This window comes from Nitrosomonas sp. Nm51 (assembly GCF_900111165.1).
Lineage (GTDB): Bacteria > Pseudomonadota > Gammaproteobacteria > Burkholderiales > Nitrosomonadaceae > Nitrosomonas.
Map to the genome: position 1 here is coordinate 110,355 of NZ_FOGH01000003.1, position 13,701 is coordinate 124,055.

Here is a 13,701-nt window from a genome sequence, read left to right on the forward strand (position 1 = left end):
AGTGCTACAGGTACAAAAACTTATTTTTTGTCAGTAAACGATCCGGCAAGATCAGTAAGAAAGTTGCGAATTTCATTAAAGAGATCGCTCTTGGGCATTCCTCCCTCAGTTTCTTCAATAATTCCGTCTAGATGTTTGTAAAGCATCCTATAGTCATCTTTACTGCCGTAGCCAAGGGCCTCGGCTATTGTTAGCTGAAGACGCGCTTGATCAAGAAAATGTGTTAAAGATATATCCTCTACTTCTGTACGGTCTTTTTTTTCTGCCAAAGCTTCTGCTTTATCGAGATTTTCTTCAGCCCGTATAATGGGCAATGGAATGATATGCCTGGTCTCTACCAATGAATTCAGCGCTACCCGCAAAACAGCTTTGGCTTTTTTAGTGTTGCCGGCATCGACCAGGGAAATCGCATCTCTTATCGCTTTTGGATAAATGGCCAGTGGAATATTGACGACGCTAATATTAACTTCACTTGCCAAGCCGCCCAAAATATCCCGGGCATTCTGGATTTTGTTATCTTCAAGATAATCTTCTGCTTGTTTTCTCGCTTGTTCAATTTGTTCCAGAGTCGAATATAAATCATGGATGGTAATTTGCGCGTCAATAGCTGCGAGGGCTAAATCAGGATCACGCGCGAGGGCAACTTCCAGCTCACCTATTGCTTTTTCTAAAGCACTTAATGCTTTCTGCTGTTTATCTTGCTCCAGAGCGGCTAAGGCTTTTTTTGTATTAGCAATAGCGTCTGCCGCTTCATGGATAATTTGTTTCTGTTTTTCACTGATTATTTTATCTACTTTGGCTTGCGCAGCTTGTGCAGCAGAGTTAGCCGGATCATTTGGTTTAATTATCGATTTACCATCAGCGGCACAAAGCGGTAATGACAATAAGGCAACCGATAACATGGCCAAATTCATTTTTAACGAAAGGGTTCTAAACAACATAACGGTTCTCCAATTAATTTTGATTGACCAAGCATTCTCTTTGTATTATTGAAGCCATTTGCTTAAAAAATTCTCCAAATATTCATTCAGTGACCGAATTTAATAAATTAATCTCTTTTTATTCTGTTGCTTAACTGTATGTTTATCCTGATTCCGGAAAATTGTACGAATCCGTTGGAACCCGGCCCGGATAGTCGCGGGTGAACGCTGCAGGTAACTTGCGCAGAGTTGGCGTCAATGCGTTTTTGTCATTCAAGACCTCCGTAAGGCACGATGCATACGTCTTCGCACGTTTTAATTGGCCGGCTTCACGAATCTTATGACCGGCCCTCTGTGCGCTCGAGTACAAATCGTTTTGCTTTTTAATGGAAAGAATATTCATTGATTTTCCTCCACTTCTGCAGCCAACCAGTCATCCAACTCATATCCTGGCTCAAACCCACGAGCCTGCGCCTTGTAGTAGGCTGAAACTGCAACACGAGAATTTTGATTTTCAATATCTGGTTGAGATTCTTCCTCAGCAGCATTACCTCCGTCAGTTAATTTTCTCTTGCTACTTTTAGATGATTGTTTTGTTAGTCCCATTTTAATCTCCTTAACTTTAGAGTCGGCTATCTCATAGAAATTTCATAAATTTATTTAAATCAGCCTATCTCTCAATACTTTCCTTAACCCAGCTCTCTGCCGCCTCACGCTGGCCTTTTTCATTGGCATCAAAATAGCGCACCTTGGCTGTTGTGAAAGCCTTGCAAAAAATGGCCATGCCTTTTTCCCAGCCCTTGTTTCCGACAATGCCCAATCGTTTAATGTCGTTAAAATGCCGGATGCCGAACTTGGTATCCTCCCAGACGGCTCCTGCCGTCCAGCCATGAAAATTGATTAACTCTACCAGCATATTCACCTTGCCATGACTTTCTATCTCTTGTTCTATTTCCGGCACAAAAAAATCATAGTCTTCTTTTTCCAGTTTGCCGGTTATTTTTAGATTGATGTATCTCTCCTCTTCGATCAGTTCAATACCTTTTAAGGTGACAGTCATCTCTTTCTCCTCTTGTTACGCTTTTAGCCATTTTTTGGCTTCTTCGATTTGATTTTGGTCAAATACCTTTACATGTGGATGTACAAATACCTGCGCCAATGCCGCCAACCAGTGTTGCCACGTATGCCCGGCAACGATACCAAGGCGTTCCACCTTTTTATGATGCCTTTTCACGAAGTCAAAATGCTGTTCTGCCGCATCAAAATTGTCCCAGCCTTCAAATCCGGAGGCGTCGATCATGACTCGAATACTGTCATGCTCATTAATAAGCGCCTGGGTTTTCTTGCCAAATTCTTTAAAGTCTTCTGGTTTCAATGTTCCAGTTATGGTAATCTCCACCAGATTTCGTGTAATAGATTGCACAGTAAGCATTATTTCCTCTTTACAAGTAGAGATGTTTTTAACTGGCTCACACAATTCCTATAAGGTTTGGTACATTCTTAGCGGGATCAACGTAATAAAATACGGGCGCTTCTTTAAGCTCCTCCTCGCTCGCGTCTAGTGCTGCTTTATTGTTTTTGAATTTGAAATTATCCACAGGTACAGTCACTAATTTGGCATCAATTCCAAGAAAGCCGCCGACCGGCATAATTGCGAATAAAACGCTATCAGGCGGAGAAGATAGAATTAGGTTGCTGATTTTTCCCCGCTTCTCGCCGTTGTTGTTCACAACATCCATGCATATCATTTTGTTGATGTGCATTTCTTCAATACTTTCGATTTTATCGACATACGTAATTTTTTTGGACGCCGTGCCAGCATAAACCGGAACACTAATCAACAAACACGATACCAAGACTAACAGGACGAGCGAATTTCAAGCCTCTTGATCACTCATGTCTTAATCGTATGATTCAAATTTGATGCGGGTGCAGTTGTTTGCTCTAATTGATTCATTTCTTTTCTCCAGATCGTTTAATTGCGCAGAGTGGATGTAAGAATTTCTTCGCACAAGAGCAGCGTCGAATATTTTTTGAACATTTGTCTGCTAATCGTAGACCGATGCAGGCGTTCTTACATCCTCTTTCCCTTTTATCCAGTGCGTATCAGCTTCAGAGTTGTTTTGCGCACGGCTGGCATTGATACAGTCGGGCGACGCGCCAAGGTCTTCCGGGCCGGACATGCATTGGGCCAGTTTTGCCTCACGCTCGGTTTTGTTTGCCTGATACCAGTCAACAGACTGGACCTCACCTTCGTCGTTGAGATCGTTGCAACCGGCCAGCCCCAGTACCAGTAAACAACCTGCCGCTATCGAAATTCCGTTTAACAGCTTTTTCATAATGATATTCCTTCAAATAACAGATCGTGGTCTCTCCTCAAAGATGGCCGGTATCCGGTCTCATCCGGACTTAAAAAACCGGAAGATTCTCCTATGAATTTCATTTAAATACTAAAATTTAATCACGCGGCGATAGAACCTAGAGCCAGTACCCGGGAACCCAGGTCACCCCCCGCCACCGGTCCGCCCAGTGGCCGGGGCACCACTGGCCCGGCACATGGTTAGAATAGGAAAGTAAACTGCCGCCAGCTTTGCTCGGACTTTACAAATTCGACAAGTTGGGCGGCAGGGCAGGGAAACGGATTTCGACGCGCAGGCCCGGGTTATTGTCCGTGAGACTGAGCGTCGCGCCGTGCTGGTTGACAATGGCTTTGACGAGTGCGAGGCCTAATCCGCTGCCCTCGTCGCTGCGGCTTGCGTCGAGCCGGCTGAAGGGTTTCAGCATGCCATCATGCGCTTCGGCGGGAATACCGGGCCCGTCATCGGCCACTTGCAAAATCGATCCGCCCGTGCCGAGCCGGCAAGCGGAAAGCGTCACCGTGCTTCCTGCAGGCGTGTGCCGATTGAAGTTCTGTAACAGATTGGTCAGCAGTTGCTTGAGCATTTGTTCGTCAGCGTGAACCGTAACGGGACTTGATGCATCCTGGATAATTACAGCTTGCTTCCTGTCGGTAAACGCCGGTTCAAACACTGCAGCGACATCCCGTATTACTTCGCGCAAGTCTATGACAGAGAATGCCGAACGGCTAGTAGAGGCTTCCAGTCTGGAGATGCGCAGCACCGTGTCAAAGATCGCTCCAAGATTATAGAGCGCCGCCTCCGCATCATTCAGCAGCTGCTGGCTGTCGGCCCGGTTTTCCGACGCTTCACGCACGAGAATGAATGCGCGATTGAGTGGCGAACGTAAATCGTGCGCAATAGCATGAATCGTATTTTGCGTACTCTTCATCAGCGTGGAAAGCTTTTCGAGCGATTCGTTGACCAAACGCGAGATGCGGTCGATCTGTGCGTTTCCATTGCTGATACGAACGCGTGCACCGGTGTCGCCTTGTGCAACTTTTTCCAGGGTTGCGGCGATTCGTTCAAGCTGCCGCAGGGGGCGGCGGCTCAGCAGCCATCCGATCAGCAAGCCAACCGCTATCGTGGTTATTCCTTCAGTAATGATGGCCCACGCAAGGGTGTCGAGTTCATCCTTCATCAGCTGCGTATTTCTGCCGACGACTACATGCCTGCTTTCGAGAACCACCGCGCGCGCAAACAGCGTTTGATCCATCCCGTTTGACACCAAAGTCATCGTGCTCCGGGTAGTCAGTTTATCCGGGATGACGGCAATATTTATATTGCCGGCAAGTTTTCCGCCGCTTTCGTCAAACAATCCCACGAAGCGTTCGCCGGCAACAGCGGGATCTTCCAGTTGATTCACAACATTTGCAAGCGCAGCTGGTCCACCTTCGTCGTAGATGCGGCGCAACAGCGAGATTTCTTCAGCCAGCCGGGCCTCCAGCTTTGCAAGCGTGGTGTTGCGTACCATATGATAAATAGATGTTCCGGCGATGAGGAACGTCAGGATGAACAGCAATCCTGCAAACACCAGCATGCGGTTTGCGGAACCGAAAAATACATCAGCGGGGCGCACGGATGGAATGGCCCATATTGCGGTTCGTGTGCAACAGCGCCGCATCGAACGGTTTATCAATTTTCGCGCGCGACCGGCTTATTGTGTCCAAACCACCCCGTCATATTTGGCCATATAACGACTGAACGTACGGTCACATACGCAAGTATCGATGCCGCTTCTTCTTGCGTTAGGCTTCCCTTCTTATAGCTTTTACAGGCTTCCTCAAATCTCATCTTCCGTGTCTCCTGTAGCCGTTCCATCTGTTTCATCCTTACCCTCCCGGGGTTAAAACAATCCGGACAGATATTTGCTACAAACAACACCATCAGGGCTGTCAATGTGCTCAAAAAGACTGATAATTTCTTCGACTGTAAATTTCGATAGCTGGCATTAACAATGTGACTTCAGGAGCCGCGAATAAATAAATGTGACACCTGGGCGCATCTGGCGGGTACACTGCGGCGTTGTTCGTCGTCGCCATGGCTGTGCCATGACTCATCCTTTCGGCTTGCATTGCATCCCGCCAGATGCGCCCAGGTGTTACAGTTATTTATGAACGACTCCTTAATGTACAATGAGCGCGGCATTTGTGTTCTCCAAATGATAGCTACAATGGCCTTGACTATTCAGTTGATGTATCCAAATGTTTAATTGCTTTTCTCATATGCTCGGCTCCTTCAGCGGGCTGGTCCATGTCAGCTTTTTTAATTGCTTCTTCGATATGTTTGACTCCTTCCTTTACATGATGATATGAATTTGCATGTGCTTCTTCAGCATCCATGGCATGTTTCAAGCTTCTTTGCGCATGCTTTTTTAGAACCTCCGCATGACCATCTTCACCATGCGCCAGTGCTTGCCCTGCATGTTCCATTGCCTCTGCCGTATGTTTCATTGCATTGTTTGCACTGACTTGAGTACTCATAAACCATGTTAAAAAACCAATGACTAAAATAGTTGATATATTTTTCATGATGTAATTGCCTCTTTGCTTGTTGATAAAGAATATCTAAGAAATATATATTATTTTCTTCTGTTATGTTAAATATCACACTTCATTGATGATCCGATAGGCAGCTCCTTCTCTTGATGCCAGACCGAGTTAATCGATCCATTCTTCGACTGTTTTTTTCCAGTGGTCGAGTTGATCGCTAATGCGTTGAGTCAGCGTTGGATCTTCTTTTCTTAATTCTGCTTTTAACTTATCCAAATCTGCCGAGAGATTTTTCACGGTCGCTCTATCAACGCCGGAAAGGCTCACATTGCTTGTACTAGCGCTGGCCAGGCGTTCCTGTACATACTGAAGTGTGAAACGGGCTTTATCATACTGTCCAATATTTAGAAATGATTTAGCAAGCGCCAGGTTTCCGCTAATCGCCAATATCGGGTCATCAATTTCTTCTTCATTAACGATGGCGTCCTGAAAGACTGCGGCAAGCGCATTCTGCGCCTTGCCGTAGTCTTTCCGGTCTATATCCCGGTGCGCCGCGTCAAGACCTTTCTTGACCTCGCGCAGATCCACCGAAACAGTTATCTGCACAATACCCGCGCTGGTCTCTTTCAGCCCCAGTTCCTTTGAACGCTCGAAGATGGCCTCATAGTCGCTGCTTACGAGAACGTCATTCTCAACGGGCACATAGTGCTCCTTGATCGTGCTAATGTCATCGTAAGTCACCTTGCCGTACTTAAACGACGACTTAACCGTGAGCTCCGGTAGCTGTTCCGCTAATTCGGCTTCTACAGCCTGTGCCTTCTCAATATGATGAGCCGCATCATCGGGAAGCTTGAGTCCAAGTGCAAACTGGGCAAGGTTAATATTCCCCATCATTTTGTGCGTAAGCGACTGGGTCCGTTCCTGTTGCAGTTCGACTGGCGTCTTTTTTTTTGCCGATTGCTTCTTTGGTTCATCCGCAGCAAAACCGGCGCCCGGCAGCATAAATGTAACCGCCAGAATTAATCCGCACACTAATAATGTGTTTTTATTCATCGCATTGCTCCTTGTTATCGTTTATCTTTTGTTACCTTGCGTGGACATGGAGTCAATCCCGGAAGATTCGGTTAGTGCCGGATTCCCGGTGGTCAACAGGCCAGGCTGGCTTCGCAACGGTTTTTCCTAGTCTTTTCCACCGTGGCCGCGACCGCTGCCGCTGCCTGCGTCGTATCCTTATGCACTGACGCCAGGCTGAATCTGGCTGATCCACTTGCTTGCACAATACCGCACGGACTTGTTAAATATTAAGCCACGCGGCGATAGAACCTAGAGCCAGTACCCGGGAACCCAGGTCACTCCCCACCACCGGTCCGCCCAGTGGCCGGGCACCCATACCGCGCCGGCAAACGGTCGGTCGAGCCAGTAGCCGTCAGCCCAGACCCAGTCGTCATCATCCCAGTACCAGGCGCCGGGCACCCAATACACATCCTCTTCTATCTCCACCACCGGCTTCGTTTCTTTTTTTGGCGCCGGCAGGGACTTGGCAGGCTTCACCACGGTTTTCGCGGTTGATGAAGCGTCCGGATGACTTACTGTCGCTTTGGCCGCATTGCCCGCGACCGGCAGAGCGGCGGCAGCTGTAAAAAGTAACATCGCTAAAATCGGTATTTTTCTCATGGGTCTCTCCTGTTGATAACGGCCGGGGCACCACTGGCCCGGCACATGGTTAGAATAGGAAAGTAAACTGCCGCCAGCCTTGCCCGGACTTTACAAATTCGACAAGTTGGACGGCAGGGCAGGGAAACGGATTTCGACGCGCAGGCCCGGGTTATTGTCCGTGAGACTGAGCGTCGCGCCGTGCCGGTTGACAATGGCTTTGACGAGTGCGAGGCCTAATCCGCTGCCCTCGTCGCTGCGGCTTGCGTCGAGCCGGCTGAAGGGTTTCAGCATGCCATCATGCGCTTCGGCGGGAATACCGGGCCCGTCATCGGCCACTTGCAAAATCGATCCGCCCGTGCCGAGCCGGCAAGCGGAAAGCGTCACCGTGCTTCCTGCAGGCGTGTGCCGATTGAAGTTCTGTAACAGATTGGTCAGCAGTTGCTTGAGCATTTGTTCGTCAGCGTGAACCGTAACGGGACTTGATGCATCCTGGATAATTACAGCTTGCTTCCTGTCGGTAAACGCCGGTTCAAACACTGCAGCGACATCCCGTATTACTTCGCGCAAGTCTATGACAGAGAATGCCGAACGGCTAGTAGAGGCTTCCAGTCTGGAGATGCGCAGCACCGTGTCAAAGATCGCTCCAAGATTATAGAGCGCCGCCTCCGCATCATTCAGCAGCTGCTGGCTGTCGGCCCGGTTTTCCGACGCTTCACGCACGAGAATGAATGCGCGATTGAGTGGCGAACGTAAATCGTGCGCAATAGCATGAATCGTATTTTGCGTACTCTTCATCAGCGTGGAAAGCTTTTCGAGCGATTCGTTGACCAAACGCGAGATGCGGTCGATCTGTGCGTTTCCATTGCTGATACGAACGCGTGCACCGGTGTCGCCTTGTGCAACTTTTTCCAGGGTTGCGGCGATTCGTTCAAGCTGCTGCAGGGAGCGGCGGCTCAGCAGCCATCCGATCAGCAAGCCAACCGCTATCGTGGTTATTCCTTCAGTAATGATGGCCCACGCAAGGGTGTCGAGTTCATCCTTCATCAGCTGCGTATTTCTGCCGACGACTACATGCCTGCTTTCGAGAACCACCGCGCGCGCAAACAGCGTTTGATCCATCCCGTTTGACACCAAAGTCATCGTGCTCCGGGTAGTCAGTTTATCCGGGATGACGGCAATATTTATATTGCCGGCAAGTTTTCCGCCGCTTTCGTCAAACAATCCCACGAAGCGTTCGCCGGCAACAGCGGGATCTTCCAGTTGATTCACAACATTTGCAAGCGCAGCTGGTCCACCTTCGTCGTAGATGCGGCGCAACAGCGAGATTTCTTCAGCCAGCCGGGCCTCCAGCTTTGCAAGCGTGGTGTTGCGTACCATATGATAAATAGATGCTCCGGCGATGAGGTACGTCAGGATGAACAGCAATCCTACAAACACCAGCATGCGGTTTGCGGAACCGAAAAATAAATCAGCGGGGCGCATGAATGGAATAGCCCATATTGCGGTTCGTGTGCAACAGCGCCACATCGAACGGTTTATCAATTTTCGCGCGCAACCGGCTTATGTGTGTCTCCACGACCGTCGTTCCAGGATCAAAATTGAAGTCCCATACTTGTTCAAGCAGCATGGACTTGGTGACAATTCGTCCGGCATTGCGCATCAGTACCTCCAATACGCCAAACTCCTTTGCCTGCAATTCAATAATAACATCCCCGCGTTGTGCAGTTCTTGACAGCAGGTCGAGTTCAAGATCGTGAACTCGCAAAATCGATGCTTCCTCTCCGCCGCCTGGGCGGCGAGAAATTGCGCCAATGCGCGCCACTAACTCAGAAAAATGAAAAGGCTTCGTCAGGTAGTCATCTCCACCCGCGTTGAGACCTTCAACACGGTCTTCGACGTTACCAAGTGCCGTAAGGAAAATCACGGGGGTCTTGTTGCCGGCGGCACGCAGCGCTTTGAGAACGGCCATACCGTCCATGCCGGGCAGCATTCGATCCAGAATAACAAGATCATAAGCAGAGTAAAGGCAGTAAGCCAGCACCTCGCGACCATCTGCGACGCAGTCTACCGTATGTCCTTCCGCAGTCAGGCCTTTTCTTACATACTGAGTCACCCTGGCATCATCTTCGGCGACGAGAATTTTCATGATCTTGACATCCTGGTTGGTTAGCTTCCGGCTAGCATATCAATGCAATGGCAGCTGTTATCCCGATGACCATTCGCGTTCCAATTATTCAGACTGATATTACGATTTTCAATTATTGATCCAATGTGCAGCACTTACTTGCAACTGAAAATTCTATTGAACTGACGCCAGCTGCTGTCTGATGCATTATAATGTCTAAGAGGGTATTGATCGAGGAGAGTCTGTCGGAATTTATTTTTAGATTTAAACCGTTGCCGGATCGTGTTTTGCGGCCTGTTGTCCGCGGATCACGTTGACGCGGGTCAAAATCAACAAACCAATAATGAAATAACTGCCGGTAATCAGCATTGCAAGCCGGTGATCGCCTTGTGAAATCCAGCTGACCCAGCCATAGGTGAGCGGCCCCAGTATGGAAGACAGTTTGACAGCCAGTCCCCAGAGCCCGAAAAATTCGGCACGGCGGGAGACCGGGCTGAACAAGCCTACCAGGGCGCGTCCGGCGGACTGGGATGCGCCCAGGCACAGCCCGGCAAGATTGGCCGCCGTCCAGAACATCACACGCTCTTCGGCGAGCCATACCAGCAATATCATAATAATCCAGCCGGTAAGCGTCAGCCCGATGGTCAGTAAGTGACCGAGTCTGTCTTGAATATGGCCGAAGGCAAATGCACCCAGTGCCGCGGTGATGTTGACCAGTAAAATAAGCAACAGCGTTTCCTGTGTATTGAATCCCATGGCCTGTTGCGCATAAATTGCGGCCAGCGCAATAACGGTTTGAATACCGGCCTGGTAAAATACCAGACATACCAGAAAGCGCATTAAATCCCGGTAATCGCGTACATGTCTTAATGTGTCTGTCAACCGCGAAAACGATTCATGAACGATCCGCCGCCCATGCCGGTGCGGCTGTGGCTGCGCGCGTTCTTCGAGGAAGAGAAATGTCGGCAGGCTGGCAATAGCGAAAATAACGGCTGTGATTATCATCGTGACCGGAACGTACTGACTGGTTTCGTGACCTTGCGCCTGAGCCCAGGTAACGTATGCAAGACAGCATCCCAGTGTAAACAGCCCGCCCAGATAACCCAGACCCCAGCCCCAGCCGGATACCTTGCCAATCGATTCGTTTTTTGCCAGTTCCGGCAGGAACGCAGCAATCAGGTTTTCACCGCTGCCGAAAAAGAAATTGGTCAGAATAATCAACGTGACGGCCAGCCATAAATCACCTGGTCCGGCAAGACAGAGCAGGGCGGTAAATACCACACAGCCGACTGTCGTGATGAGCAGTAGCGGTTTTTTCACAGCGTACGCGTCGGCATAGGCGCCCAGTGCAGGCGCGCTCAGCATAATGAGCAGATATGAAACAGCGAGCGATGCCGTCCATGCAAACGTACCCCAGTCTTCATTGTTTGCAATAACCGAGACAAAATAAGCGTTAAAAATTGCGGTAATCACGACAGTGGTGTAACCCGAATTGGCGAAATCATACATCGCCCACGACCAGATCTCACGCCCGGAGACGCCTTCGGTGAAGTGGGGTGATTGCGGTTTGTTTTTCAAGCGTATGTTGTTTGGTTCGTCGTAATCCAAGCGGATACTCTGCCAGCCAGTGTTTAACTGCAAAAATTATGTGTATTATTTTTCAGATCAGCCAATTGTTTTGTAATGAAATATTCTTTAAAAAGTATATGTCGAATTAATGCAATTAAACACCAGATAATGATGAGCACCGTTCCCGCTACTGTCAATGATAAATTAATTGCGTTCTTCATGGCTTTGTTGATGACATATTTGACTATTATTTTATACAGATTGCAGGGCGCAGAAATGTAACACGTCATCGCAAACATTGCGCCGGCCATTTCCGGGCAGGGAAAAGCATGCAAAAAAGGATCAACATTGCATTCGGGATTTGCTGCAACACAGGTTACAGATTGAGAGCGGAGATTATTTTGTCAGCTCATTCCGTACTTGGTCCGCTTCAGCGTTGATCCGGTTAATTTCGTCCTGTAACCGGGACTGCGCCTGATTTGCCGTGTTGGTAATGCGTTCATTATCAGCATTGGCTTCTTTAACCATGCAGGCGTGGTATTCCAAAGCGCGGTCCTGCCAGGCGTTAATCGCATCAATGCTGCGGTTGAAGTTTTCGATATTGGTTTTGTCAATAACGGGCGGTTCCGGCTCTGCGCCACAATGTGCGGGTGTCCAGTTGCCGTTGACTAGCGTGCCGGCATTGCCGGAAGCCTGCGTCAGTATCAATACGGCCAGGATTGCAATGATCTGTTTCATATGTCTTTGTCTCCGCTGGGAAAATGAAAAGCCTGAGACCGTATGGGTCTAAACAGCCCAAGCCATCCGGCGCACATAAAAATCAATGCGTACCGGCGTTGTACATCAGCAATGCTTTTGAATACGGCTAAAAAGTATCGAGCTGGTGTTTTATGATTACAATGGTCACAAGCAATTGTAATGATTGATCATCACGTACTGCAATATGCGAAACCCGACAATGTTTCAATCACAGAGTAATTGACTGCAAACAGGGTAAAAGCCGTTGGTATTGTATAAATTTTAATCATTGAACAACAAGTCGACAGCTAAGCGAACAATCAACTACAATCGTATTATCATTGAACGAAATGAATGAGTATTAATATCAAATATGTCTCCAAAAGTAGGAAGAAACGATCCTTGCCCCTGTGGAAGTGGTAAGAAGTATAAAAAATGCTGTGCAAACGTAGACGCTGACGCTGAAGTGGATACACAGGAACGAAAAAGTTTCGATGGCGCCGTGCCCCGGGCGCTTGACTGGTTAACGAACAAGCATCGCCGGGCTGTCAAAACAGCGCTCGAAGAATTACTGTTTGACAACTTATCCGAAGATGAATATAACGCATTGTCAGCACTCGACCAGGCAACCTGGCAGAGTATTCACATTAATGCAACCGAATGGCTGCTTGCCGAAGGGTATATAACGGTCAAAGATGAACATAAACGTGTTTCCGAATATCTGCTTGGACCAGGTGGACCGTTATTTACCGTTGATCAGCGCAACTGGATAGCGCAGCTGGGTGAACGTCCTTTGCGTCTGTATGAAGTGACTGACGTTATTGCCGGCCAGCAAATGACATTATGCGACGTGCTGGATTCGAAAGCGCAGCCAGTTACCGTACATGAAAAAGCCGGCAGTGATTCTGTATTACTCGGTCAATATGTTGGTTTTCGGATCATGGAAGTCGGCGGCCATTATGAACTTTCTGGTGCGACTTACCCTTTCTCTTTGTTAAAGTCCCAGGAAGTTGCAGAACAGCTGCATGCCGTCAAAAAACAGTTCGGCCGGAAACGAAAAGGGTTGCAGGAGTCAATCAGTACAATCATCCTGCGCAAATGGCTCGAGCAGTTTTATGCTCCGATGCCAATGCCCGCCATAAGAGACGTCTTTTCTGGCGAATCCATGCTATTGATCACGGATTATTACAATGTAAATAACTGGGATGCGCTGGCCAGCGCACTAAAAACACAAACGGATGTGGATGGCAGCCGCGAAACAGGCTGGAACCGTTTGATGGATTGTGAAAATGGACAAACCCGTTCACTAGCATCTATCAATATCGAGACGAGTCCTGACAGGATTTCATTGTTTTATAGAGCGCAAAGTTATGCCGACAAAGGCCGCCCCTGGTTTGAAGCGTTGGCGGGCAATGCTGTGAAGTTTATTTCGCGCGAAATAACCGATCCCATCGGCGCCATGAAGAATAGGCAGAAACAGGAAAAAACTAAGCCGCTACCGGCTGATCCGGATATTTCTCCGGAAATCCATACACAGGTTATCGAACAGACTTACCACCGCATGTATGCCAGCTGGGCTGATGAAGTTATTCCCAGGCTTGACGGCAAAACGCCACGGCAAGCGATCAAAACGCCTGCCGGTCTGGAACGGGTAAAAGGATTGCTGCGTATGTATGAAGCCCGGGAGAAAGAACAGGCCGCACAGGAAGGAAGAAAAGCAGTTTCATTTGCTTTTCTTTGGAAGTCGCTGGATATTTCGCCCTAACGTTCATTGCGGCAGACACCACCCCTGATCTTGAAAAAAC

At 48.5% G+C, this 13,701-nt stretch carries 18 protein-coding genes; 1 reads left to right on the plus strand and 17 read right to left on the minus strand.

Annotation, left to right across the window (positions count from 1 at the left end):
• Positions 1-20 precede the first annotated feature (20 nt).
• The 17 genes from BMY60_RS02390 to BMY60_RS02475 form a co-directional block, all read right to left on the minus strand.
• A complete protein-coding gene (locus tag BMY60_RS02390) occupies positions 21-941 on the minus strand; it encodes a YfdX family protein (protein WP_090330912.1) in 921 nt (306 codons plus the stop codon).
• A 142-nt stretch (positions 942-1,083) separates the two neighbouring features.
• Positions 1,084-1,323: a hypothetical protein gene (locus BMY60_RS02395; RefSeq protein WP_090330913.1), complete on the minus strand. Its 240-nt coding sequence runs from the start codon at positions 1,321-1,323 to the stop codon at positions 1,084-1,086.
• Positions 1,320-1,526 carry a DUF2934 domain-containing protein gene (locus tag BMY60_RS02400; RefSeq protein WP_090330915.1) on the minus strand — a complete coding sequence of 69 codons (207 nt, stop codon included), beginning with the start codon at positions 1,524-1,526 and terminating at the stop codon, positions 1,320-1,322. Before BMY60_RS02400 ends, BMY60_RS02395 begins: the two co-directional genes overlap by 4 nt.
• 64 nt (positions 1,527-1,590) lie before the next feature.
• The gene (locus BMY60_RS02405; protein WP_090330916.1) at positions 1,591-1,980 is read right to left on the minus strand and encodes a SpoIIAA family protein; all 390 of its coding nucleotides are present in this window, start codon (positions 1,978-1,980) and stop codon (positions 1,591-1,593) included.
• Between the two features lie 15 nt (positions 1,981-1,995).
• Positions 1,996-2,352, minus strand: a complete 357-nt coding sequence (locus BMY60_RS02410) for a SpoIIAA family protein (RefSeq protein WP_090330918.1) — start codon at positions 2,350-2,352, stop codon at positions 1,996-1,998.
• A gap of 37 nt (positions 2,353-2,389) precedes the next feature.
• On the minus strand, positions 2,390-2,764 hold the full coding sequence (locus BMY60_RS02415) for a PRC-barrel domain-containing protein (protein WP_090330919.1): 375 nt from the start codon (positions 2,762-2,764) through the stop codon (positions 2,390-2,392).
• Positions 2,765-2,968: 204 nt separating this feature from the next.
• A complete protein-coding gene (locus tag BMY60_RS02420) occupies positions 2,969-3,259 on the minus strand; it encodes an EexN family lipoprotein (protein WP_090330921.1) in 291 nt (96 codons plus the stop codon).
• 262 nt (positions 3,260-3,521) lie between these two features.
• Positions 3,522-4,856 carry a HAMP domain-containing sensor histidine kinase gene (locus BMY60_RS02425; RefSeq protein ID WP_218141602.1) on the minus strand — a complete coding sequence of 445 codons (1,335 nt, stop codon included), beginning with the start codon at positions 4,854-4,856 and terminating at the stop codon, positions 3,522-3,524.
• A gap of 95 nt (positions 4,857-4,951) precedes the next feature.
• A complete protein-coding gene (locus BMY60_RS15615; RefSeq protein ID WP_177166546.1) occupies positions 4,952-5,110 on the minus strand; it encodes a hypothetical protein in 159 nt (52 codons plus the stop codon).
• A gap of 171 nt (positions 5,111-5,281) precedes the next feature.
• Positions 5,282-5,464 carry a hypothetical protein gene (locus tag BMY60_RS02435; RefSeq protein ID WP_090330925.1) on the minus strand — a complete coding sequence of 61 codons (183 nt, stop codon included), beginning with the start codon at positions 5,462-5,464 and terminating at the stop codon, positions 5,282-5,284.
• Positions 5,465-5,499: 35 nt separating this feature from the next.
• Positions 5,500-5,847 (minus strand): small metal-binding protein SmbP, encoded by a 348-nt coding sequence (gene smbP, locus BMY60_RS02440; protein WP_090330927.1) that lies wholly within the window; start codon positions 5,845-5,847, stop codon positions 5,500-5,502.
• A gap of 129 nt (positions 5,848-5,976) precedes the next feature.
• Positions 5,977-6,861, minus strand: a complete 885-nt coding sequence (locus BMY60_RS02445; RefSeq protein WP_090330928.1) for a YfdX family protein — start codon at positions 6,859-6,861, stop codon at positions 5,977-5,979.
• 270 nt (positions 6,862-7,131) lie between these two features.
• Positions 7,132-7,482 carry a YXWGXW repeat-containing protein gene (locus BMY60_RS02450; RefSeq protein WP_090330930.1) on the minus strand — a complete coding sequence of 117 codons (351 nt, stop codon included), beginning with the start codon at positions 7,480-7,482 and terminating at the stop codon, positions 7,132-7,134.
• 90 nt (positions 7,483-7,572) lie between these two features.
• The gene (locus BMY60_RS02455) at positions 7,573-8,946 is read right to left on the minus strand and encodes a HAMP domain-containing sensor histidine kinase (RefSeq protein WP_177166547.1); all 1,374 of its coding nucleotides are present in this window, start codon (positions 8,944-8,946) and stop codon (positions 7,573-7,575) included.
• Positions 8,933-9,610, minus strand: coding sequence for a response regulator (locus BMY60_RS02460; RefSeq protein WP_090330932.1), 678 nt, complete (start codon positions 9,608-9,610; stop codon positions 8,933-8,935). Before BMY60_RS02460 ends, BMY60_RS02455 begins: the two co-directional genes overlap by 14 nt.
• Positions 9,611-9,853: 243 nt before the next feature.
• Positions 9,854-11,098, minus strand: coding sequence for an MFS transporter (locus BMY60_RS02465; protein WP_090330934.1), 1,245 nt, complete (start codon positions 11,096-11,098; stop codon positions 9,854-9,856).
• A 456-nt stretch (positions 11,099-11,554) separates the two neighbouring features.
• The gene (locus tag BMY60_RS02475; RefSeq protein WP_090330937.1) at positions 11,555-11,896 is read right to left on the minus strand and encodes a hypothetical protein; all 342 of its coding nucleotides are present in this window, start codon (positions 11,894-11,896) and stop codon (positions 11,555-11,557) included.
• Between the two features lie 373 nt (positions 11,897-12,269).
• Between BMY60_RS02475 and BMY60_RS02480 the strand changes: the two genes are divergently transcribed.
• The gene (locus BMY60_RS02480; RefSeq protein WP_090330938.1) at positions 12,270-13,661 is read left to right on the plus strand and encodes a YecA family protein; all 1,392 of its coding nucleotides are present in this window, start codon (positions 12,270-12,272) and stop codon (positions 13,659-13,661) included.
• Positions 13,662-13,701: the final 40 nt, after the last annotated feature.